This is a genomic window from Vibrio sp. YYF0003 (assembly GCF_036350715.1).
GTDB lineage: Bacteria > Pseudomonadota > Gammaproteobacteria > Enterobacterales > Vibrionaceae > Vibrio > Vibrio natriegens.
In genome coordinates this window covers 320463-344777 of record NZ_JAZDWA010000002.1, presented here as the reverse complement: position 1 = coordinate 344777, position 24315 = coordinate 320463, and the positions used below count along the sequence as shown (strand labels likewise).

The following is a 24315-nucleotide window of genomic DNA, read 5'->3' as shown; positions in this document are numbered from 1 at the left end:
TGGTGTTTCAAACCGCATTTACCGCCCCGCATCACAAAGCAACGGAAGTGGGAAAACAAATCTTAGAAAAAGGCGGAACGGCTGCTGAAGCGATGGTCGCGGCTGCGTCTATGATTGCGGTGCAATACCCTCATATGAACAGCATTGGCGGTGACGGATTTTGGCTAATCAGTAGGCCGGGAGAAGCACCAGTTGCCATAGATGCATGCGGAGCCGCGGCATTATCCATCGATCCTGACCACTACCGTGCATTGGGCACCGAACTGCCTGAAAAAGGTGGCGAAGCGTCTATTACCATGGCTGGCACAGTCGCCGGTTGGCAAAAAGCGCTGGAAATCGACGGTGGTAAACTGCCTTTAAGCACTCTGTTACAACCTTCTATTGACGCTGCAAGAAACGGCATTGAAGTTACACAAAGTCTTGTCGATGCGAGTGTAAAAACCTTTGAGCGCTTAAAAGATGAAGCCGAATTCAGCCGTTTGTTCCTTGATAACGGTGAAACGTTAAAACTTGGTGCAACAGTGGTCAACCCGGCGCTGGCAAAAACACTGGAAAGATTGGCCGAGGTAGGGTTGGATGACTTTTACCGAGGTGAGATTGCAGAATTGGCAGCAAAAGAGCTTCAAGAGGCGGGAAGTCCGCTAACGATTGAAGATTTTCATCAGCATCAGGCATTGGTTACGACCCCGTTAAACGTTGAGACCTCAAAAGGCCAGCTTTATAACCTGGGTGCGCCGACGCAGGGATTGGCATCGTTATTAATTTTAGCGATATACGATCGCTTAGCATCGCAAGCAAACTCAGAGCTAGATCATATTCATTTACTCGTCGAAGCGACGAAGCAAGCATTTATTATCCGCGACAAAGTCGTTACCGATGAGCGCTATTTAAGCAAGCCACTGCAGGAATACTTAGATGCAAGTGTGGTGGCAGAGTGCGCACAGCGTATCTCATTAACCCAAGCTAAGCCATGGCCTTATCAGGCAAAACCGGGCGACACCATCTGGATGGGCGCAACCGACCAATACGGCACAATGGTGAGTTTTATTCAGAGTGTTTACTGGGAGTTTGGCTCAGGTGTTGTACTTCCTTCAACCGGAATTATGTGGAACGTCAGAGGCAAAAGCTTCTCGCTAGATAGCGAACATCACAATGCTTTAGTACCTGGCAAAAAGCCGTTCCACACACTGAACCCAGCTTATGCTGAGCTTAAAGATGGCCGACGCATCGTGTACGGAACGATGGGCGGAGAAGGGCAACCGCAAACTCAGGCTTGTTTATTCAGCCGACACATTTATCAAAACATGTCTCTGCAACAAGCCGTGTCGATGCCTCGATGGCTGTTGGGCAGAACATGGGGTGATGCGACAAACAATTTACGACTTGAAGAAGACTTGTACAGCGAATACGGGCAAACATTAACGCAGATGGGCCACCAAGTGACTCAGGTTGAAAACTTGAGTGAGCTGATGGGACACGCGGGAGCAATAACCCTAGATCAGCAAGGACAGGCAGACGCAACGAGTGACCCTCGCAGCGATGGCGATATATTTTTAGGAGAGAGATAATGACAACTCAAACGCTATTTGAAACTTTGAACCCACCACAACGTTTGTTGATGGGTCCTGGCCCAATTAATGCCTATCCACGTGTGCACCAAGCCATTTCACAGGCTTTAATCGGTCAATATGATCCGGTTATGACGGGCTACATGACGCAAGTTCAGTCGCTGTATCGCGGTGTATTCGAAACACAAAATCAGCAAACCATGCTGGTTGACGGTACGGCTCGTTCAGGTATCGAAGCAGTACTTGTCTCAGTGATTAAGCCAGGCGATAAAGTACTTATCCCAATTATTGGTCGTTTTGGCCACCTGTTGAGTGAAATCGCGAATCGCGTTGGCGCAACAGTTAAAACCATTGATGTTGAATGGGGCGAAGTGTGTCCACCTGAACTGGTTGAAAAGGCAATCAAAGAGTTTCAGCCAAAACTACTGGCAACGGTACAAGGTGACACTTCAACAACCATGAATCAACCACTGGCAGAGTTCGGTGAAATCTGTAAACGTCATGGTGTGCTGTTCTACTGTGATGCAACCGCATCGATTGCTGGGAATGAACTTAAAGTCGATGAGTGGAATCTAGATGCGGTTTCAGCTGGCCTACAAAAATGTCTTGGCGGCCCTTCTGGTAGTTCTCCAATTACGCTGAGCGATCAATGTGCCGAACTGATCAATCGTCGTAAACACGTCGAAGCAGGTATTCGTGCTGATCACCACACGGCGGGTGAAGAAGAGATCATTCGTTCGAACTACTTCGATTTGTCGATGATCATGGATTACTGGGGACCAGAGCGTCTTAACCACCACACCGAAGCAACCAGTATGCTTTACGCAGCACGTGAATGCGCACGTATCTACCTTGAAGAAGGCGCGGATAACGTGATTGCTCGCCACAAACAAGCGGGTGATGCGATGGCATGCGGCCTAAGAGCAATGGGCTTAGAGCTGTTTGGCAACCAGAAGTACAAAATGAACAACGTTGTGGGTGTCTACATTCCTAAAGAAGTGGATGGCAATAAAGTACGTCAGGAGCTGCTTAATAGCTTTGGTATTGAGATTGGCACGTCATTTGGTCCATTGGACGGCAAAATCTGGCGCATCGGCACTATGGGCTACAACGCACGTCAAGAAGCGGTATTAACCACGCTTGCAGCGCTGGAAGCCATCCTTATCCGTAATAAAGCCAAAATCATTCCGGGACAAGCAGTCATTGCTGCGATGGAAAAATATGTTTAATGCCATTAAGAGGGTGAATCAAGGATGAGTAAATTGGATGCCCAACGCATTATGGAACGTGCTGACCACTTGGCTACGTTTACCTCGATGCAAGATGGATTAAAACGTACCTACTTATCGCCGGAACATAAGCAGGCGCACCATCAACTCGGCGAATGGATGCAACAAGCCGGTCTTGAAACGTGGCAGGACAGTGTTGGGAACCAATGGGGTAGGAAGGTATCTTCCAACCCTACCATGCCAACGCTAATTATCGGCTCTCACAGTGATACGGTTGCGGATGCGGGTAAATATGACGGAAACCTGGGGATACTAGTTGGTATTTCCTCGTTGGAGCAGCTCAAGGATGTTGAGTTGCCATTTCATGTCGATGTTGTCGCGTTTGCCGATGAAGAGGGCACCCGCTTCAACAGCACATTGATTGGTTCGAGCGCAGTTGCGGGTGTATTTGACCAAAACTGGCTGTCCCTGAAAGACAACGATGGCGTGACAATGTCACAGGCTATGGTCGAATTTGGCCTGTCTCCGGAAGAGGTAGGGAAAGATAGCCGTTCGTCAGATGACGTGATGGCTTATCTGGAAGTGCACATTGAACAAGGCCCCGTGCTTGAAGCTCAAAATCAGCCAGTTGGTGTTGTGACGGGTATTGCCGGCGCAAAACGTTTTCAGTTTCAGGTGAAAGGCTTAGCTGGACACGCAGGTACAGTTCCGATGGGCATGCGCATGGATGCGTTGTGCGCTGTAGCTGAGATGATTTCGACGATAGAAAACTATGCGACCGAACAGAGCAAAACTGAAAACAAAGTTGTAGCGACAGTCGGTAAGTGTGATGTTTCTCCAGGTTCAGTCAACGTTATTCCCGGTGAGGTTAACTTTACTGTGGATATCCGCAGCTTGAATCAGGAGCAACTGGAGCGCTCGTGTGACGACTTGCTAACGGCACTTAACGCGATTGCAAAGCGTCGTGAAGTCAGTTTCTCCAATCGATTGCTCTATCAGGCGAGCGCGGTACCTTGTAATGACGCTTTGCAAAGTCAGTGGGGCGAGATTGTTTCTCGAGTAACCGAATCTGAACCGGTATTCCTACCAAGTGGCGCTGGGCATGATGCGCTTGCGATGATCCATCTAACTGAAGTTGCAATGCTATTTGTTCGCTGTGATAAAGGCATTAGTCATAATCCGTTGGAAAGTGTTCAAGAGGATGACGTGGCAGTTGCTTTGCAGTGTTTAACACAAATGATTCTAGCCCAGCAGGAGCGCAAAACGGATGGAAACTAAACAACCACTGACGCATTCCGTTGTGCTGGGAATCGCAGGAAACTCGCCGGGTTATCTGGCACAGACCGGAGAGATCTCTGCGTTCAGCGAGCAACAAAAAAAGGAACATCAGGAAGCACAGCGCCCACGAGCGCTGTTTCCTATGTTTGTTCGTGAGCTTAGCGACTCTTATCTCGGGCAGATGCCTTTCAGCTCATCTAAATTGGTGCTGCCTGAAGAGCAAGATGCCAAGGTTCAGATGGAGCCTGAGGTTGCGATTAAATGCAGCGTTACCTATACAGAGCAAGGCAAGATTGCCGCGCTTACTCCTTTTGCGCTGACGTTAATCAATGATGCAACCTACCGCAATAAAACGGTATCTAAGCTAGCTGAGAAGAAAAACTGGGGCGCATTTAGTAAGGGTATTGCCGAACTTGATCTTCCTGTCGACTCATTTTCTGAGCAGACACCGCTTGATCATCTCAGATTGTGCGGTTTTCATAGCCGGAATGGGCAATGGCACTTGTGTAGCCAAGACGTGTCGGTAACAGAATACAATGTCTTCTATCAATCGTTAACCGACTGGTTAGTAGAGACAATTAACCACCAAGCCGATGACGGTGCTATGCATAATACGCACAGCTTGTTCATTGAGGCGAATCAACCAAGTGAAATTACTATTGCGATTGGCGCACCGTGTTACACATCTTATGGAGAACACCATCAGTTGCTTGATGGTGACCGGGTATTTGTTTGTGTATACGATGACAGAGAGCACCAGTTAAGTGATATTGAGGCCATGATAGACTGTCCACAAGAACAGTGGGTAACCGCTTCGAGTATGATGTGGTTAGAGCAAACGGTTTATAAAATAAAATAATTAGCAAGGTAACAAAGAACGATGAAAACACAACGAGATCTTGCCAGTGCATTCTTCCGCATAGGCTTGTTTGGATTTGGTGGCGGCCCCACGATGATCCCTTTGGTTCATAAAGAAGTGGTCGACAACTATAAATGGATGAGTGACGACGAGTTTGCCAACGTACTTGCAATCGGCAACACGCTACCTGGCCCAATTGCGACTAAAATGGCGGGTTATATTGGCTATAAAGTAGGTGGGAAGATCGGATGTATCAATGCAGTGATCATGACAATTATTCCGCTGATTATCGTCATGATTGCGGGATTAGGCTTATTGAATGAATACCGTGATAAGCCTTGGGTTGCCGGTATGGCTCAAGGGGTATTGCCAGTAGTTTCCTGGATGATGGCCAAGCTTACCTATGACTTCTTACTGAAGGGCTACAAATCACTTGGCGCAATTGCGACGGGTATTGGTATTGCGCTTTCTATTTTGTTTATCGTGGTATTGGGTGTACACCCGGGTCTGGTTGTCGCAGCAGTACTTCTTGCCGTATTGGTGAAACCTGACCCAAAGCCTAGTACGGCTGAGCAAAGTCTAAAACCAGAAAATAAAAAGGGATAAGCATGCAACTTTATATCGATATCTTCTTAGCATTTTTTATTCCTAACATCGTCGGTTATGGCGGTGGTCCTGCAATCATTCCTCTAATCGAGGCACAAGTTGTTGGCCAGTATGGTTGGATGAATGCCAGCCAGTTCGCCGAAGTACTAGCATTAGGCAACGCGCTACCAAGTCCGATTGCGACGAAAATGGCGGGTTACATCGGTTATGAAGTCGGTGGAACGCTTGGTGCGTTTATCGCCGTGTTCGCGACGGTTGCGCCTACCATCATCATCATGGTGCTTGCGATGAGTGTGCTGTACAAATACCGTAACTCGCCAAAAGTAAAAGCGTTAGGCGCGTGGGTTCTACCAATCATTTTCACGTTGATGCTATTGCTGAGCTACAAACTGATCATGTCTGGTGGCGAAGCGGGTTGGGGACATTTTGCCTTCCTATTTGTCGTCGCGGGTCTGTGTCTGGAAAAATTCAAAGTGCACCCAACTTATGTAATTTGCGCAAGTTTAGCCTACGGCGCATTCTTGCTGTAGTTTCCACTTTTTTAAACAGACGGTGTAAGTCTTTAACTGGGCCGATACAAAATGTATCGGCCTCTTTTTTTAAGCTTTAGCCCTGGAGTTTTTCGCGTTGTTATTATTTTTAACGCATCCTTAATTCTTATCTTCATAACTCACTTCATCAGCAATCAGACCAGCTTTTTCACGACTTCTACTCCTTTCTAACAAAATCGATACCTCCCTTTGCTTTACAACTTTTCACAACTATCTGTCGCCTCACTGTTACAGAGGTGTAACTTTGCCGTTTAAAAAATCGAGATTTGCATCACTAAATATTGGCGAAATCTGCTCAATTTAGCTGTGCTCACAGCCCAATTTATCGAGGTGTAATTATATAAAAACAAGTTAAAACAACTATGTGCACTATGTGCACCTAAAGTTGAGTTGCGGTTGTGGATATAACCGCTCTGGATGTACGTTTCAGTAACAAAATAAAAACATTTATACAGCCTGACTCCTTCAGAACGCGAATGAGTAGGCCTTTCCCTAGCGATCTACGTGATCAAATAGGGTTCCCATAACTTGAACGTACCTGGAGAATTCAAAGTGACAGTATCCACTTCCCCGAAAACGGTCTCGACTGCCCATTATGATTCAGAAGTCATGATTATTGGGGCTGGTCCAGTCGGTTTAATGATTGCAAACTATCTCGGCGCCCAAGGCATTAACGTCACTGTGATTGAACAACTGCCGACGCTAATCGATTACCCTCGCGCTATTGGTATTGATGACGAGAGTTTAAGAACGTTTCAGGCTGTAGGGTTAGCTTCAGAAGTTGTGCCTTACACAACGCCATATCATGCCATGCGCTTCCTAACCCCTAAAGGCCGTTGTTTCGCAGATATTCAACCGAATACTAACGAGTTTGGTTGGTCGAGAAGAAACGCTTTTATTCAGCCAAAGGCCGATCGAGCGCTATATGATGGATTAGACCGCTTCTCGAATGTCAAAGTGCTGTTCTCACGTGAACTGGTTAACTTTGGCCAAGATAACGAACAAACCTGGGCTAACTTCACTAACGAAAAGGGTGAAGAAGAGCGAATTTCAGCAAAATACATGATTGCGTGTGATGGCGGCAATAGCTTTGTCCGTCGTAATTTGAACATCTCGTTTGATGGTGAAACCGCACCAAATCAATGGATCGTCATGGATCTGGAAAACGATCCAATTGGTACCCCTAACATTTACTTATGTTGCGACGCTGAACGCCCATATGTATCAGCGGCTCTACCACAAGGTATTCGTCGATTTGAGTTTATGGTCATGCCGGGTGAAACCGAAGAGGAACTCAGCAAGCCAGAAAATATGGATCGTCTGTTGAGTAAAGTGCTGCCATCAACGGAAAACATCAAATTTATCCGTCAGCGTGTTTATACCCACAATGCCCGTCTTGCTGGTAAGTTCCGCGAAGGTCGAATCCTGCTTGCAGGCGATGCGGCGCATATTATGCCAGTTTGGCAAGGACAGGGTTACAACTCAGGTATGCGTGATGCGAATAATCTGGCGTGGAAACTCTCTTTAGTGGTTAAAGGGCTGGCGGATCCAAGCCTGTTAGACACGTATCAACAAGAACGTCGTGACCATGCGAAAGCGATGATCGATCTGTCTGTTTTAGCCGGTAAGGTACTGGCACCACCTAAAAAATGGCAAGCAACGTTGCGTGACGGCGTATCTTGGCTGTTGAACTATGTACCTCCTGTTAAGCGTTACTTTGTTGAAATGCGCTTTAAACCAATGCCTAAGTATCATCAAGGCGTTCTTGTTGAACCTAAGCCTGCACTCAAAGACTCTCCGGTGGGCAAACTGTTTATTCAGCCTATGGTGCGAGTGGGTAATGAGATCAGCAAGCTTGATGATGTTATCGGTCAAAACTTCGCAATAATCGCATGGGGCACCGATCCTATGCAGGGGTTGAGTGAAGCAGAAATTCAGCATTGGCAGCAACTCGGTACCAAGTTTATTCAAGTGGTTCCGTCAGTACAGCTTAAGTCACAGATTCAGACGCATCCAGATGTGCTGTGTGTTGGTGATGAAACCCACGCACTAAAAGATTGGTTTGGTCGTTACCCAGCATCAGTAGCCATTATCCGACCTGACCGATTCGTTGCAAGTATCGCTATTCCACAGTCGATCAACACCATTTGCCAACAAGTACGTAAGGCACTGAGCGCCACAACTAAGCACGGCGACGCGGCTCCTAAACTTGATACCAATGACAAGAAGGTAGCTTGATATGAGTAAAGCCTATTTGCACTGCTTGTCGCATACACCATTAGTCGGTCATTTTGATCCCCCTCAGGAGGTTATCAATGAAGTTAACCGCGTTATCGCTGGCGCCAAACAGCGCATTGATGAATTTGACCCAGAGTTGGTGATCCTGTTTTCACCTGATCATTACAACGGATTTTTCTACGATGTTATGCCGTCGTTTTGTATCGGAATGGCCGCTCATGCGATTGGTGATTTTGGCACTTTAGCTGGCCCGTTAAACGTCCCTCAAGAGCTTGCTGAAGGGTGCGCACAATACGTGCTGGCTAAAGGGGTGGACGCAGCGGTTTCTTACAACATGCAAGTAGACCACGGTTTTGCTCAACCTCTCGAGTTTCTGTTAGGCAGTCTGGATCGCGTTCCGGTTATCCCGGTGTTTATCAACGGTGTTGCGCCCCCAATGCCCGGTTTTCAGCGAGCTCGCTTACTGGGTGAAGCCATCGGTGAATACGCCAAGAGCGTAAACAAGCGCGTGTTATTTCTGGCTTCCGGCGGTTTATCACACCAGCCGCCAGTACCTGAGCTAGCCACTGCCAACGAGCATATCGCAGACCGATTAAAAGGCAGCGGTCGATGCCTTCCTGAAGATGAACGTATCGCTCGCACCCAAAGAGTGATCAACGCTGCGGTTGAATTTACCTATGACCAAAACACGTTACATCCACTAAATCCGGAATGGGATCGCGCCTTTATGCACGATCTGGCCAACGGGCAAATAAGCAAGCTGGATGCAATGAACAATCAGGACCTGTCAGATATTGCCGGAAAGTCCACTCATGAAGTGAAAACCTGGGTGGCGGCATGCGCGGCGCTATCTGCTTACGGACCTTACAAAACTGAAGGTTGCTATTACCGCGAGATACCAGAGTGGATCGCCGGATTTGGATCTATGAGTGCAACCACGACAAAGAACACAAAAACTAAAGCTGTAAACGAGGAGTATAGGAATGTCTAAACTAATTTTTACTGAACAAGAGACAAGCAAATTTGTTCAAATTGAGGAAGGAGACCTCAACCTCAAACTGCATTACAACGATTGCGGTGAAGGGAGTGAAGTCGTAGTGATGCTACACGGTTCAGGACCGGGTGCTACGGGCTGGGCTAACTTTAACCGTAATATTGAGCCTTTAGTCAATGCTGGTTATCGCGTCATCCTTCTTGACTGTCCGGGTTGGGGAAAGAGTGACTCAATAGTCTCTACTCAATCTCGTTCCGACCTAAACGCAACCGCATTAAAAGGTGTGTTAGACGCGTTGGATATTGAGCGAGCGCATTTAATCGGCAACTCCATGGGTGGGCACTCGGCTGTCGCATTCACTCTTTCCTACCCAGAACGCGTAGGTAAATTGATTCTGATGGGTGGCGGCACTGGCGGTGCGAGCTTGTTCACACCAATGCCGGCAGAAGGTATTAAGCGCCTAAATCAACTTTACCGCGAGCCAACTATCGAAAACCTAAAAGCGATGATGGATATCTTCGTCTTCGATACCAGCGATCTTACCGAAGAGTTGTTCCAGACTCGTTTGAATAACATTCTTGCTCGTCAGGATCACCTCGACAATTTTGTTAAAAGTCTGGAAGCCAATCCAAAACAATTCCCGGATTTCTCTGCGAGATTAGGCGAGATCAAAGCCGATACATTGGTCATTTGGGGTCGCCAAGACCGCTTTGTTCCGTTTGATACCAGCTTACGTTTGATGGCTGGCATTCCACAGGCTCAACTGCACGTTTTCAACCAGTGCGGTCACTGGGTGCAGTGGGAACATGCTGACACATTCAACCGTTTGGTTGTCGACTTCATTCAGCATTAAGGAGTTAGCCATGTCTGACAAGATAGAACAACTGGCAGAGAGACTGCGTGAAGCGGAACTGCATAACCTGCCAATCTCACCACTGCGTGATGAGATCGAAGGCGCCGGTGTACAGCAAGCTTACGCTATCCAACGTATGAATGTATCGGTGGCGGTTGAGCAAGGTCGTCGCATCGTTGGGCGTAAAATCGGTCTGACTAACCCTAAAGTTCAGGCGCAGTTAGGGGTTGATCAACCTGACTTCGGCACGCTCTTCTCTGATATGTGTGTTGGCGACAATGAAGTAGTGCCCTATGAAGCGGTCATGCAGCCGAAAATTGAAGCGGAAATCGCACTGATTTTGGCGAAAGACTTACCGCAAAGTGACCCGACTATAGGCGAAGTAATGGATGCGATTGGCTGGGTTGTACCCGCTTTAGAAATCGTAGGTAGCCGCATTCGTGACTGGGATATTAAGTTTGTTGATACCGTGGCGGACAACGCATCCAGTGGTTTATATGTACTTGGCGGACCTGCTCGAACCGTTGACGGCTTAGATTTCCGTGGCGCAACCATGACGATGTCACGCAACAACGAAGTCGTATCCCAAGGTGACGGTTCGGAGTGTCTTGGCAACCCATTAAATGCAGCAGTTTGGCTGGCTCGCACCATGAGCGCATTCGGCGAGCCATTGCGTGCTGGTGATGTGGTATTGACAGGTGCGCTAGGCCCGATGGCAGCGGTGCAGCCGGGTGACCGTTTCGATGCCGAAATTACAGGAGTTGGTCGTGTGTCAGTCTCCTTTACAGAACAAGAGGAGAGTGAAAAATGAAAACCACGAAGGTAGCGATTATTGGCTCAGGCAATATCGGCACTGACTTAATGATAAAAGTGCTGCGCAATAGCCAACATTTGACCATGAGTGTCATGGTTGGGATTGACCCTGAATCGGATGGCTTGGCCAGAGCACGTCGAATGGGGGTTACCACCACTCATGAAGGTGTGGAAGGTTTGATTAAATTGCCAGAGTTTAATGACATCGATATCGTTTTTGATGCGACTTCGGCTAACGCGCACATCAGTAATGATGCTCTTCTGCGTGAGGCAAAACCAGGCATTAAGCTGATTGACTTAACTCCGGCAGCGATTGGTCCTTATTGCGTTCCAGTCGTGAATCTGGAGCAAAACCTTGCGAAGAATAACGTCAATATGGTCACTTGTGGCGGGCAGGCAACCATTCCTGTTGTTGCGGCGGTAGCGCAAGTAGCCACCGTGCATTATGCAGAGATTATTGCGTCGATCAGCAGTAAATCGGCAGGACCAGGTACGCGCGCGAATATCGACGAGTTTACCGAAACCACTTCTAAAGCCATTGAAACAGTAGGCGGCGCGAAGAAAGGTAAGGCGATCATCATTCTGAATCCGGCAGAGCCACCTCTGATGATGCGTGACACTGTCCACGTACTTTGTGACAGCAAAGATGAAGACAAAGTCCGCGCATCAATCGAAGAAATGGTCAGCGCGGTTCAAAGCTACGTACCGGGTTATCGTCTAAAACAAGCGGTTCAGTTTGAATCGATTGGCGAAGACAAGCCAGTTACGCTTCCGGGTTACGGTGAGTTCAGTGGGCTCAAAGTGTCTGCTTTTATTGAAGTCGAAGGGGCTGCCCATTATCTCCCTGCTTATGCTGGCAACCTCGATATTATGACTTGTGCGGCTATGGCGACCGCAGAACGTATCGCTCAATCTTGTCTGAACCAATAAGGAAGACCCTCATGAATGAACAAAAACTGTATATCTCAGATGTGACATTGCGTGATGGTTGCCATGCGGTTCGTCACCAGTACTCCATTGAGCAAGTTAAGTCGATAGCGCGTGCGCTTGATAATGCCAAAGTTGACTCAATCGAAGTTGCTCACGGTGACGGCTTACAAGGTTCTAGTTTCAACTATGGCTTTGGCGCTCACACCGATCTGGAGTGGATTGAGGCGGTTGCTGAAGAATTAAGCTATGCCAAAGTTGCTACCTTGCTATTGCCGGGAATTGGTAGTGTTCACGATCTTGAAAACGCTTATAACGCAGGTGCGCGAATCGTACGTGTCGCGACTCACTGTACCGAAGCGGATGTATCCCGTCAGCACATTGAGCATGCACGTAAGCTAGGTATGGATACGGTTGGCTTTTTAATGATGAGCCACATGACAACGCCACAGAACTTAGCACTGGAAGCGAAAAAAATGGAAAGCTACGGCGCTACCTGTATTTACGTGGTGGACTCGGGTGGTGCGATGACCATGCAGGACATTCGTAATCGTTTCCGCGCTCTGAAAGAAGTGTTGGACCCGCAAACTGAAACGGGTATTCACGCTCATCACAATTTGAGCTTGGGTGTCGCCAACAGTTTGGTGGCGGTTGAAGAAGGCTGTAACCGTATCGATGCGAGTTTGTCGGGCATGGGCGCGGGGGCAGGTAACGCACCACTGGAGGCCTTTATTGCTGCGGCAGACAAACTTGGCTGGAATCATGGCACCGATTTATACGCATTGATGGACGCTGCAGATGACATTGTGCGACCACTGCAAGAGCGCCCGGTTCGTGTAGACCGTGAAACGCTTGCACTTGGCTATGCCGGTGTTTACTCGAGTTTCTTACGTCATGCTGAGCGTGCAGCAGAACGTTACGGTTTAAATACCGTAGATATTCTGGTTGAGCTTGGTAAGCGACGCATGGTCGGTGGTCAAGAGGATATGATCGTCGATGTTGCGCTTGATTTGCTGAAAAACCGATAGTCGTTCTCTGTGTAAAAACACTCATTAAATAATAAATATTAAGAGCCGGTATCCCACGCCGATACTGGCCATCCCTACATGGAGTGAGGAATATGTCTAATCCAATACGTGAAGCAGAGTTGAAACAGAAAAAGCGTGAAAGCCGCCGAGCGGTCATTTCAAGTTATCTTGGCTCAACCGTTGAATACTATGACTTTCTGTTATACGGAAGTGCAGCAAGTCTGGTGTTTCCTGCATTATTCTTTAGCGACTTAGACCCAGGTCTGGGAATCATTCTGTCGTTTCTTACCTTAGCAACCGGTTATATTGCGAGGCCAATAGGCGGCCTGCTTTTTGGCCACTTCGGCGACAAATATGGCCGAAAACAGATCTTATTTATTACCCTGATGGTAATGGGAATCGTGTCGATATTGATCGGTTTGCTACCGACTTACCAAACTATTGGTATCGCAGCGCCAATCGCGCTTCTTCTATTGAGAATTTTGCAGGGTCTGGCCGTTGGTGGGGAATGGGCTGGTGCAACCCTGATGGCAATGGAACACTCAGGCAAAAAGTCCAAAGGCTTAGGCGCAAGTATCGCAGTGTCAGGCGGGCCTTCAGGCGCTGTACTTGCGACTCTGGTTTTGGGCGGATTTTCGTTAATGCCAGAAGAGCAGTTTATGAGCTGGGGCTGGCGTATACCGTTCCTATTGTCGGCATTGCTGGTGGTGATTGGCTTGTATCTACGTCACAGGGTCACAGAATCGCCTGACTTTGAACAGGCGAAAGCCAAAGAAGCACAAAAATCTGAATCCGCCAGCGTGCCAATTGTTGAGCTGTTTCGTAGTTCATCTAAAGAGATTGGCTTAGGCACCTTATCTGGCATCGCTCCACTTTTCATTCAATCCCTATTAGCGACCTTTGCTCTTACTTATGCGGTGTCCATTGGTCACAGTCGCAGCGATGCATTATTAATGCTGACAATTGCTAATACGCTGCATATATTCACCATTCCTCTGATGGCCGCTATTTCCGACCGATATGGTCGTCGTCCAGTTATGCTGACTGGTGTCGTACTGGGTATGATTTTGATTTGGCCAATGTTCGAATTAATCAGTCACGAAAATCCGTGGATGATGTTATTGGGCTTTATCATCGGTAACCCGATCATCCAGGCAGTCATGTATGGACCAATGGGCGCTTTTATCAGTGAGAAGTTTACTACTCGTACTCGTTACACCGGGTTGTCGCTAACGTATCAATTAACTTCACTGATCGGTGCTGGCTTTACGCCAATTATCGCTCAGGCCTTACTTGAGCAGGCCGGTGGAGGGACGAACACTCACTATATTGCGATGTTGTTCTGTGTGTTGTGTGCAGTAACGGGTATTGGTGTTTACTTGTCCAAAGAAACCGCTGCCGTTAAACAAGAGACAGTATCGCTTCATGCAAAGGCGAAACAAGCGATATAAACCATCTCTCAGTCATTTGAGTAATAAAAAACCAGTCTTGCGACTGGTTTTTATACCAATCACAGTAAGTAAGTGTTCAGAAATAGCGTAGGGAAAATGCTTGAGAACAAGGCGAAATTTTTTGATAAGTAGTTATTCTACAATCAAAAATTTTAACGCCGTTATCGAGTGTTTTAACAAGCTAGAATGATCAGTTATTTACTACGATTGGTATTATTACTGTACAGGATAACCAAAGCGGATAGTATTTTCTGAAACACCTGATTCAATTTGCTTAGCAACATCTTGTAAATCAGCCAAATAGTTTTCTGCGGCTTTATCTAAAGACATGGCTTTAGCAATGTAAACCAGGTTCAGACAGCCAAGTAAGCGGTCCTCGTCATGGATTGGAACGGCGATAGCCGCGATTTTATTCTCTTGCTGCCAGCTCTGGTTATTTTCGCCATAACCTTTTTCTCTGATGTGTTGCAGTATCTTGTCTAATTCTTGTGGTTCTCTGGCCAGCTGATACTCGGGTTCATCTCGCTCAGCGAGAATGGTCAGGATATTGCTCCGTTCGTTTTGCGGACAAAAGGCGAGATAGGTCAGTCCACATGCAGTTTGTAAGATAGGTAAACGGCGTCCTACCATCGCGCGGTGAAATGATAAACGGCTGTAACGGTGGGTCGTTTCGCGGACTACCATCGCATCGACATCCAAAGTAGTGATGTCGGTAGGCCAGACCACTTTTTCTAACAAACCTCCAAGTAACGGAGCGGCTACAGCAGAGATCCATTGTTCATCTCGAAACCCTTCACTTAACTCTCGCACTTTCATGGTCAAGCGAAAGCTATTGTCAGAATCACTGTAACGTACATAACCCTCACTTTTGAGGGTTTCAAGTATACGTTTGACCGTTGTCCGGTGAATACCACTTAACTCTGATAACTGACGCACACTCGCACCACCATCAAGGCGATTAAGTATATTGAGTAAATACAGCCCACGGGTTAAACCCTGTACAGTTTTGTAATTCGATGATTGATCTTGGCTCATGGAAGAACGCAGCTTGTTTGACGTTGCGGAATAGAATAAACGATTTCACTGGATAATACGTTGCGCTGCGTGGTGTTAATTCCTCTACGCGTTACTTATTCTCCAAACTTGAGCATTTAAGCTCAAACATTTCGGAAGACTCCAGCAAGGTAATAACGGTATGGGCTTCCCAGACTTTAATGGTATCTAAATCAACATGGAGGTTTCTTTCCCATATACTTGCGATGGCTAACCTATCGTGTTTACCTGTGCAGAATGTAATACCAACTCCACCATAACTTGAATGGGTTTTGACTTCAGCTATCTGTAAAGGATGGGTGTGACTTGTGAGTACGGTTGCCATGCAGGATTCCCTGAAAGAGTTACTCAACGATACCTGATACCAGAGTAAAGTAATAAATCAGGAAGTCATTGGCGGATATCAAGTTTAAGAAATACGAATTGTGTTGTTAACCATGGTCTTAAACACAATTTAATTATTGCATTGGCTCAGGTTAGTATGGGCTCTAAAACTGTATAAAGGATTAATCGTTATGTCGAAACAAGTGGTGATTTTGCTTCACGGTGTCGGAAGCAATGGTAAAGATTTAAGTGCGCTGGGTGATTTCTGGAAGCCTGTACTGCCGGATACCGTATTTTTGTCTCCTGACGCGCCGTTTCATTTTGACCAGGGTGCTGAAGGGTTTCAATGGTTTAGCCTGATTGGAGTGACGAATGAAAATCGCCCGCAACGAATTTATCAAGCCAGAGAAAGTTTTGATGAGACGATTAGCCAGATTTTCTCAGAGCAAGGCATTGATCCGGACAGAGACAAGATTGTGTTTGTTGGCTTTTCGCAGGGATCGATTATGTCTTTAGATGCGTTAGTGCGTAGTCGCTATCCGCTGGTGGGAGTTGTCGCGTTCTCAGGGCGTCTATCTTCTCCTCAACCTTATGAAAAAAATTGCGAGATACCCGTGTTTCTTGTGCACGGAAAAAGTGATCCTGTTATTCCATGGTCAGAAAGTGAAAAAGCGAAAGAGCAATTGACGGACTTAGGTTTTACCGTGGAAGCTCGTTATGAAGATCATACACAACATACGATTTCCCCAGAGGGGGCGATGGCTGCCGCGGAATTTATTAAGAAGTGTTTTAGCTAATAACCCGTCAATTCCCGGATAACGTAAGCACTTTTACTGCTTTAGTAAAAGTGCTTAAGGGTAGGATAGTCAGACTGACTTAAGCCCGCTCCAATATTCTGATTGATACGCTTGCTGCTGAGGTGCGGTTATCGACGTCGAGCTTCTTATAAATCTGTTCGAGATGCTTGTTCACTGTTCGAGGACTCATTTCTAAAATTTGGGCAATCTCCCAGTTTGTCTTACCAAATGAAAGCCAGTAGAGCACTTGTGATTCTCTTTTGGTTAAACCTAAATGGGTTTGAAGATCTTTCTCTGAACCGTTCTGCTTGGGCGTCGAAATACGCACTAGCGAGTGAATACGGTTGTAATCGCCCGCGTAACTGGCTTCTAGCGGAGGAGAAAACTGTTTTAAGGTGAGTGGGGTATCTGCCGGGGACTGCATCAACCAAATGGCGATATCTTGTTGGATTTTTTGCCATGTTTTAGAAAAGTCGTCACCCAGTGAAGAAAGTAACTCCTGAGCATGAGGTGTCGCCCATTCCAGATTACCGTTACTGGAGACGCAAAAAATATATTGCCCCGCGTAATCTAAAGCCGCTTGTGCCGACTTTGCCAGACGGGCAGATTGGCTATGGACTTTGATTCGGGCGAGTACCTCATCAGGAACGACGGGTTTGGTGATGTAATCGGTGCCGCCGGATTCAAACCCACGCATGACATGTTTCGAGTCATTTAAGCCAGTCATAAAGATAATGGGTGTTGAAGGCAAAAGCTCTTTGAGTCGAACACAGGTATCAAACCCGTCCATCTCAGGCATGATGGCATCAAGCAAGATCACGTCGGGCTGCACTTTCTCTACAATAGTGAGAGCCTGAACGCCATTGAGCGCGACGAGTACCGTAAGCCCAGCCTGATTCAACGTGGCGTTTAACATGCTGAGAGATTCAGGTGAGTCATCCACGACCAACACTGTGATGTTATTGCTTGTTATAATGCTCATTAATCATTCCATTTATTTGCAAGATAATATTGTTGAAGTTACATTCCTGCAGGTGTTGTTTCAGCTTCTCAACCCAATCGCTATTTCCAGCTAAACCCTGTTCGATTTTATCTAGTTCGCCGCTCACTCCAGACAAAAAACCAATTTCTGCGTATTCACGTAGCTTAACCAATTGCTCATAAGCCGGGATCGTTTGGTGCGGCACGTGAACGATCTCGGTTTTGAGGTCTGATGCTTGATTACTGGTTTCATCATAAAGCCAATCAATGTCGAGTAAGCGATTGAGCTTGGCAAGCAACATAGGCACAGAAACGGGCTTGGTTAAATAGTCATTATGGTAGCGTTGGAGTTGGTTATTGGTTTCCAGTTCTTGAATGTTAGCGGATAACATCAGGATGGGTTGGCGGAAGTCTTCCTTGCGCAATTGGATCGCCAGTTGCCAGCCATTTACTTGTGGCATAAAAATATCCAGCATAAACAGATCGACATGATGCTGTTTTACTAGCTTGAGAGCTTGTGGCGCATTCTCTGCCAACAAAACATTAAAGCCCAGAGGTGTCAGAATTCGAGACATCAATTGACGTTGATCTTCGATATCGTCAACGATCATGATCGTTTTTCGGTCCCCGTTGTAGCCAATCACGGCATCGCTTAAAAGCTCCGGTTCAGGACGCCCATCTTTTACTTCAGGGAGCATCAGCTTTAATACGAATGCACTGCCGTAGTCGACTTTACTGGTGCAGGAAATTTCGCCGCCCATGATCTCCGCTAAAGCATTCGAAATGGTTAACCCCAGTCCGGAGCCATGAATCGCTTCGGTCTTTTGGTTTTTAATTCGTTCGAATGGTTTAAATATCAGCCCCAAATCTTGTTCGGATAAACCAATGCCTGTGTCTTGCACCGTAAAATGCACCACCTGATTGCGATAGCTCACTTTAAAAATGATGGTACCTGTTTCGGTATATTTGATCGCGTTGCCTAGCAAATTGATGAGTATCTGGCGTAAGCGTTGTTTGTCTGTTGCAACGAACGTCGGTAAGTAACCGGAGGTTTCAAATTCAAACTCCAGCCCTTTACGTTTTGCTTGCATGGAAAACATATCGACGAGCTGTTCCAGCAGTGCGATGAGGCTAAATTCATCTCGGTGTAGTTCTAAGCGTCCCGCTTCAATTTTTGAAATCTCTAACAAGCCTTCGATCATGTCAGACAGGTGTTTGCCATTGCGTTTTAAAACCTCAGCATACTGTCTCGTTTGTTTGTCCAGCTTGTTGTCCGAACTCAATAATTGCGCATAGCCAAGCAGAATGTTTAACGGAGTTCGCAGCTCGTGACTCAGGCTCGCGAGGTATCGGCTTTTGGCGTTATTCGCTGTTTCTGCTGAACGCTTCGCTTGCTGCAATGCCTGAGAAGTTTTGTGGTGCGCGTTCACCTCTTTAGTCAGCAGCGCGGTATGCGATTTTAACTCTTTGACTGCCGTTCGGTTACTCGTACGAGCTAGAACGAACAACCAACTGATGATGCCAATTGGGATAAGCAGAAGAGCAAACGCATTAATTAATCCATTTGAAATGGAATCCATGTGCACTTGTTCTAGTTGGGGGATTTGAGAATATGCCAGTGCCAGAATACTTCCCATCGCTAAGCTTACTGTCAGCATCACAATGACGAAGTGCGCAATGGTGGATGAAAGCCGATTAACCCAGGTTGAGGAAAAGTAGGGCGACAGTATCTGTTTTAATTGTGCGCTAAAGGTTGCATCAGGACGGCAGTTATCATGACAGCGGACATCCAACGAGCAACATAGTGAACAGATATGACCCCCATACGCCGGGCATAGTGCCATATCTTCATGCTCAAAGGTGTGTTCACAGACTGAGCATTGGTGCTCCTCATCTCCGCTGGTTACGATGACATCATTGCGGACCAAGTAATAACGGCTTTTGGTAAGCAATGCGATGATGGGTACGGTCAGAAACGGCAACGCAAAAGCGATGTATGAGGCAAAGGCTCTGGCTACTTCTCCGTAAAAATCCAGATGTGCTGTAATGCCAATAGCGGAGGCTATCAGCATGGAACCCACACCGACTGGATTAATGTCGTAGAGTTTAGAACGCTTGAATTCGATGGTTTTTGGACTCAACCCCAAAGGTTTGTTAATGACCAAATCTGCGACAATGGACCCTATCCAGGCCAGTACCAGCACGGAGTAGACTTGTAAGGTCTGTTCGATAAGCTGATACACGCCAAGCTCCATCAGAAGTAGGGCGATCAATACGTTGAACACCATCCAAACCACCCGGCCGGGATGGTGGTGAGTTAGACGAGAAAAGAAGTTTGACCAAGCTAGTGAGCCAGCGTAGGCATTTGCCACATTGATTTTTAACTGGGAAATGATCACAAACAGGCCCGCAGCCAGTAAAGCCAGTTGCGTGTTGTCCGAGGTATAACTGAACACAGTAAAATACATGTGTGCAGGATCGCCGGCAAGATTCGGCAGCACGCCGTGACTGATGGCTAACCAGGCTAAAAAGCTGCCTAACACGAGCTTCATTGATCCAAAAATCATCCAACCGGGGCCGCCTAACAACATGGCGCTCCACCATTTTAATTTACCGCAACGCTCTTTAGCGGGAAGGAAGCGTAGAAAATCGACTTGCTCGCCGATTTGAGCCACAACCGCAAGCAATACTGCTGAAGCAGAGCCAAAAAGTAGCCAGTTGAAGTCAGAGCCGACATCGTTTACGCCTGTGTAACTTAGCCATTCATCAATCTTGGCGTCTTCATGAGTAAAAACGTAGATCAACGGTATGATTTGTAGCATCAGCCAAATAGGTTGAGACCACATTTGAAAGCGCCCGATATTGGTAATCCCAAGTACGACAAGGGGAATAACGAGGACGGAGCTGATCACGTAAGCGATAGCCAAAGGTATATCAAACAACAGTTCGATAGCCATCGACATGATCGCTGCTTCCAAAGCAAAGAAGATGAACGTGAATGAGGCGTAAATGAGCGAGGCGATGGTAGAGCCGATATAGCCGAAACCCGCCCCTCGGCTAAGTAGATCAATATCGACACCGTGCTTCGCGGCGTAATAACAGATGGGTATACCAGAAAAAATGACGACCAAAGCAACGGCGAGAATCGCCCAAAGTGAATTGGTGACACCGTAATTGAGTGTGATCGTTCCACCAAGTGCTTCGAGCACCAAAAACGAAACGATACCGAGTGCGGTATTCGCGATCCAACTGGCCGACCATTTTCGTGCACGCTTAGCAGTAAAGCGCAACGCGAAATCTTCGAGTAGCTCGTTACCGACTAATTTATTGTATTTGCGTCGGGTTACGGTGACTTTTTGTATAGAGATAACTCTTCATCCTTGAGAATTAACAGTGTCGTTTGAGTACAAGTACTTTTCAATTTGGTGGCTCAAACTATCAAATGCACGTCCTGTGCACCTTGTACGCGCGCAATTATAGCTCTCATTTATTTTTCCACCTATGCGTAATTATACGTAGTTTTTATGCACGAACCGCGCATATTCAAACTTTCCATTCTGGTCAATACTCAAACTCGTTCATTTAGTCAGCAGGATTTATCCAAAGGATAAGTAACATCGCGACGTGAATTAGTATTTGTTATCAACAAATTATTGAAAGGAAGAAGACAAATGAAACGGAATTTCTTGGCGACTTCGGTATTAGCGGCATCATTACTGAGTGGATACGCAATGGCAGAAGACACCATCAAGGTCGGTGTACTTCACTCTCTATCGGGCACCATGGCAATCAGTGAAACAACACTCAAAGATACGATGTTGATGCTGATTGATGAACAAAATAAAAAAGGTGGCTTACTAGGTAAAAAACTTGAAGCGGTGGTTGTGGACCCAGCTTCTGACTGGCCTTTGTTTGCGGAAAAAGCGCGTGAATTAATCTCCAAAGACAAAGTTGATGCAGTGTTTGGTTGCTGGACGTCAGTATCTCGTAAGTCTGTGCTTCCTGTTTTTGAAGAGCTCGATAGCCTATTGTTCTACCCAGTTCAGTACGAGGGAGAGGAGTCTTCTAAAAACGTATTCTACACAGGGGCTGCGCCAAACCAACAAGCTATTCCAGCAGTCGACTATCTTCTTGACCAAGGCGTAGAGCGTTGGGTTTTAGCTGGAACAGATTACGTTTACCCACGCACTACCAACAAAATTCTTGAAGCATACTTAAAAGAAAAAGGCGTGGCTGAAGCCGATATCATGATCAATTACACACCATTTGGTCATTCTGATTGGCAGTCAATCGTTTCAGATATTAAAAAATTCGGTTCTACAGGTAAGAAAACAGCAGTGGTTTCTACCATCAACGGTGACGCTAACGTACCGTTCTATAAAGAGCTAGGTAACCAAGGTATCTCAGCAGATGACATTCCAGTAGTGGCATTCTCTGTGGGTGAAGAAGAGTTGTCCGGTATGGATACCTCTGCTTTGGTTGGCCATTTGGCGGCATGGAACTACTTCATGAGCGTTGAATCCGACGTGAATGACGAGTTCATCGAAAAATGGCACAAGTTCATCAAGAACGATGAGCGCGTAACCAACGACCCAATGGAAGCGCATTACATTGGTTTCAACATGTGGGTTGAGGCAGTTAAGAAAGCAGGCACAACCGATCCAGCTGTTGTTGGTGATGCGCTTGTCGGCGTGACCGTTCCTAATTTGACTGGCGGTTACTCCGCAATGATGCCTAACCATCACATCACTAAACCCGTTCTTATCGGCGAAATCCAAGACGATGGCCAGTTTGAAACCGTATGGAAAACGTCGGGATTAGTGGCTGGTGATGCATGGTCAGATTTCCTACCGGGTTCAAAAGACCTTATCTCGGATTGGCGTCAACCGTTATCTTGCGGTAACTACAACACCAAAACTGGCAAATGTTCTGGTCAAAACTTCTAAGTTGACCATCACGCTCTCTTAGCAGAGTTCAATCGTTAAACGTTAGTGACAGTGCCTTTAACTCATACGTGGCACTGTCACTTATTCGAGTCTTTTGTTTATTTTTCCGTTCACTCGAGAAGAATATTCGTTTAACCAGAGGTTTGCCTACGATGTTTTACGCATCCATTTTCCAGCGACTAACTCAATGTTGCCATGGGATATTTTCCTCGGCTTCGCATGTTACCGTTGTTCTTTTTAGCCTATTTATATCTGCTCAAACTCTAGCCTCAACGACAGGGTTAGAGAGTGAGCTACAACGTCTTGCGACACGCGACTATGATCAAATCAGCCAGGCTGTTATCAACATTGGAGAGAGTGGCGACGAGCGTTCAATTCAAGTTCTCGAACTCCTATTCAGCGGTGATATCTATCTTGATAAAGAGTCCAAGCAATTAGTCAAAATTGTCGAGAAAAAGGGCAGTCAGTATTTAGTCACCCCTCTTTTTGCCGAAGCGTCGGCAGAGCCACTGCTCGTCAAACGCCGTTCCGTTAAAAAAATCGGGATTAACAACCAGATTCGCGGCGAAATTAAAGCCCAGTTGGCAGCGCTGAATATTCGACATTCCGATCCCGGTACGCGTATCAATGCGGTCACACAGTTAATGGGTGACCTGAATGAACAAACTTATACCTTGTTAGAGAAAGCGCGTGTTAGTGAAGCGGATACAGATGTTCAACAAGTGTTGGATACAGCATTAGCCATTTATCAGTTAGAACACTCAAGCGATCAAGCGGTACAAGAAAAAGCGATAGCGACGTTAGGCGATAGCTATCAGCCAACCGCACGCAATGCACTTACCCAATTTTTAGCGACAGAACCAAATGAGGAACTGACCAATGCGACAAACAAAGCGCTCGGTTTGATAGAGCAGCGCGTCAGTTTGGCACATTTTGGTGAAACCTTATTTTTTGGTCTGAGCTTAGGTTCCGTTCTGGTGCTTGCCGCTATTGGTCTGGCGATTACGTTTGGTGTTATGGGCGTGATTAACATGGCGCATGGTGAACTGATCATGCTTGGCGCTTACACCACATACGTGATTCAAACGTTGATGCCGAATCATATTGGCTGGTCAATCATAGTTTCGATACCTGTGGCATTTTTGGTTTCTGGAGCAGTAGGCATATTGATCGAACGTGGTGTGATTCGCTTCTTATACGGGCGACCGTTAGAAACTTTGTTGGCGACGTTTGGTATCAGTCTGGTTTTGCAACAGACCGTACGTACGATTTTCTCTCCACTGAACCGTTCGGTATCAACACCGGACTGGATGCAAGGTGTGATTGAAATTAACCCGCTGCTAAGTCTGACCCTGAACCGCTTTTACATCATCATCTTCTGTTTGATCGTCTTTGCTCTGTTGTTTGCAGTATTACGTTACACCCGTTTAGGCATTGAAGTTCGCGCCGTTTCGCAAAATCGCAGTATGGCGAGAGCAATGGGCGTGAAATCGGAATGGGTTGACGCAATGACCTTTGGTCTCGGTTCTGGTATTGCAGGCATTGCTGGTGTCGCGCTTAGTCAGCTCACCAACGTGGGACCAAATTTAGGTCAGGCGTACATTATCGACTCATTTATGGTTGTGGTGTTTGGTGGTGTCGGCAACTTGTGGGGAACTCTCGTCGCTGGTATGTCGCTTGGTATCGCAAACAAAGTGATGGAGCCATGGGCTGGTGCCGTTCTGGCTAAAATCCTGGTGCTGGTATTTATCATTCTATTTATTCAGAAGAAACCCCGAGGCTTGTTCCCTCAGAAGGGTCGCTCGGCGGAGGGTTAATC

The 24315-nt window shown here is 46.7% G+C and carries 20 protein-coding genes; 16 read left to right on the top strand and 4 right to left on the bottom strand.

What is annotated here, in order from left to right:
* The first annotated feature begins 2 nt into the window (after positions 1-2).
* The 13 genes from V1U08_RS08050 to V1U08_RS07990 all read left to right on the top strand — a co-directional run bounded on the left by V1U08_RS08050 (position 3) and on the right by V1U08_RS07990 (position 14395).
* The gene (locus V1U08_RS08050; protein WP_330470551.1) at positions 3-1568 is read left to right on the top strand and encodes a gamma-glutamyltransferase family protein; all 1566 of its coding nucleotides are present in this window, start codon (positions 3-5) and stop codon (positions 1566-1568) included.
* Positions 1568-2797 carry a pyridoxal-phosphate-dependent aminotransferase family protein gene (locus tag V1U08_RS08045; protein ID WP_020333207.1) on the top strand — a complete coding sequence of 410 codons (1230 nt, stop codon included), beginning with the start codon at positions 1568-1570 and terminating at the stop codon, positions 2795-2797. The genes V1U08_RS08050 and V1U08_RS08045 overlap by 1 nt, the downstream gene beginning before the upstream one ends.
* 24 nt (positions 2798-2821) lie before the next feature.
* The gene (locus V1U08_RS08040; protein ID WP_330470368.1) at positions 2822-4075 is read left to right on the top strand and encodes an allantoate amidohydrolase; all 1254 of its coding nucleotides are present in this window, start codon (positions 2822-2824) and stop codon (positions 4073-4075) included.
* Complete coding sequence (locus V1U08_RS08035) at positions 4065-4934, top strand: DUF5718 family protein (RefSeq protein ID WP_243976940.1); 870 nt, start codon at positions 4065-4067, stop codon at positions 4932-4934. The genes V1U08_RS08040 and V1U08_RS08035 overlap by 11 nt, the downstream gene beginning before the upstream one ends.
* Positions 4935-4955: 21 nt before the next feature.
* On the top strand, positions 4956-5540 hold the full coding sequence (locus V1U08_RS08030; protein ID WP_118118442.1) for a chromate transporter: 585 nt from the start codon (positions 4956-4958) through the stop codon (positions 5538-5540).
* Positions 5541-5542: 2 nt separating this feature from the next.
* A complete protein-coding gene (locus V1U08_RS08025; protein ID WP_014231723.1) occupies positions 5543-6070 on the top strand; it encodes a chromate transporter in 528 nt (175 codons plus the stop codon).
* Positions 6071-6643: 573 nt separating this feature from the next.
* A complete protein-coding gene (locus tag V1U08_RS08020; protein WP_330470367.1) occupies positions 6644-8329 on the top strand; it encodes a bifunctional 3-(3-hydroxy-phenyl)propionate/3-hydroxycinnamic acid hydroxylase in 1686 nt (561 codons plus the stop codon).
* Between the two features lies 1 nt (position 8330).
* Positions 8331-9320 carry a 3-carboxyethylcatechol 2,3-dioxygenase gene (locus V1U08_RS08015; protein WP_330470366.1) on the top strand — a complete coding sequence of 330 codons (990 nt, stop codon included), beginning with the start codon at positions 8331-8333 and terminating at the stop codon, positions 9318-9320.
* Positions 9313-10176 (top strand): alpha/beta fold hydrolase, encoded by an 864-nt coding sequence (locus tag V1U08_RS08010; RefSeq protein ID WP_065296787.1) that lies wholly within the window; start codon positions 9313-9315, stop codon positions 10174-10176. Before V1U08_RS08015 ends, V1U08_RS08010 begins: the two co-directional genes overlap by 8 nt.
* Positions 10177-10186: 10 nt before the next feature.
* Positions 10187-10987 carry a 2-keto-4-pentenoate hydratase gene (gene mhpD, locus V1U08_RS08005; RefSeq protein ID WP_330470365.1) on the top strand — a complete coding sequence of 267 codons (801 nt, stop codon included), beginning with the start codon at positions 10187-10189 and terminating at the stop codon, positions 10985-10987.
* Entirely contained in the window at positions 10984-11919 is a 936-nt protein-coding gene (locus V1U08_RS08000; RefSeq protein ID WP_330470364.1) for an acetaldehyde dehydrogenase (acetylating), read from the top strand. Before mhpD ends, V1U08_RS08000 begins: the two co-directional genes overlap by 4 nt.
* Before the next feature lie 11 nt (positions 11920-11930).
* Entirely contained in the window at positions 11931-12944 is a 1014-nt protein-coding gene (gene dmpG / locus V1U08_RS07995; RefSeq protein WP_330470363.1) for a 4-hydroxy-2-oxovalerate aldolase, read from the top strand.
* A gap of 92 nt (positions 12945-13036) precedes the next feature.
* Positions 13037-14395, top strand: a complete 1359-nt coding sequence (locus V1U08_RS07990; protein WP_239947986.1) for an MFS transporter — start codon at positions 13037-13039, stop codon at positions 14393-14395.
* Positions 14396-14611: 216 nt separating this feature from the next.
* Here V1U08_RS07990 and V1U08_RS07985 read toward each other — a convergent pair whose 3' ends face one another.
* The gene (locus V1U08_RS07985; protein WP_020333219.1) at positions 14612-15430 is read right to left on the bottom strand and encodes a DNA-binding transcriptional regulator; all 819 of its coding nucleotides are present in this window, start codon (positions 15428-15430) and stop codon (positions 14612-14614) included.
* A gap of 91 nt (positions 15431-15521) precedes the next feature.
* On the bottom strand, positions 15522-15773 hold the full coding sequence (locus V1U08_RS07980; RefSeq protein ID WP_330470362.1) for a protein phosphatase: 252 nt from the start codon (positions 15771-15773) through the stop codon (positions 15522-15524).
* Between the two features lie 190 nt (positions 15774-15963).
* On the opposite strand from V1U08_RS07980, the gene V1U08_RS07975 reads away from it, so the two are divergent.
* On the top strand, positions 15964-16569 hold the full coding sequence (locus V1U08_RS07975) for an alpha/beta hydrolase (protein WP_330470361.1): 606 nt from the start codon (positions 15964-15966) through the stop codon (positions 16567-16569).
* Positions 16570-16648: 79 nt separating this feature from the next.
* Here the strand turns inward: V1U08_RS07975 and V1U08_RS07970 are convergent, their stop codons facing one another.
* Positions 16649-17551 carry a response regulator gene (locus tag V1U08_RS07970; protein WP_330470360.1) on the bottom strand — a complete coding sequence of 301 codons (903 nt, stop codon included), beginning with the start codon at positions 17549-17551 and terminating at the stop codon, positions 16649-16651.
* Positions 17529-20840, bottom strand: a complete 3312-nt coding sequence (locus V1U08_RS07965) for a hybrid sensor histidine kinase/response regulator (protein ID WP_330470359.1) — start codon at positions 20838-20840, stop codon at positions 17529-17531. The genes V1U08_RS07970 and V1U08_RS07965 overlap by 23 nt, the downstream gene beginning before the upstream one ends.
* A 381-nt stretch (positions 20841-21221) precedes the next feature.
* Here V1U08_RS07965 and urtA point away from each other — a divergent pair, with 381 nt between their 5' ends.
* Complete coding sequence (urtA, locus tag V1U08_RS07960; RefSeq protein ID WP_014231736.1) at positions 21222-22496, top strand: urea ABC transporter substrate-binding protein; 1275 nt, start codon at positions 21222-21224, stop codon at positions 22494-22496.
* 152 nt (positions 22497-22648) lie between these two features.
* Positions 22649-24313, top strand: a complete 1665-nt coding sequence (urtB, locus tag V1U08_RS07955) for an urea ABC transporter permease subunit UrtB (protein ID WP_330470358.1) — start codon at positions 22649-22651, stop codon at positions 24311-24313.
* Positions 24314-24315: the final 2 nt, after the last annotated feature.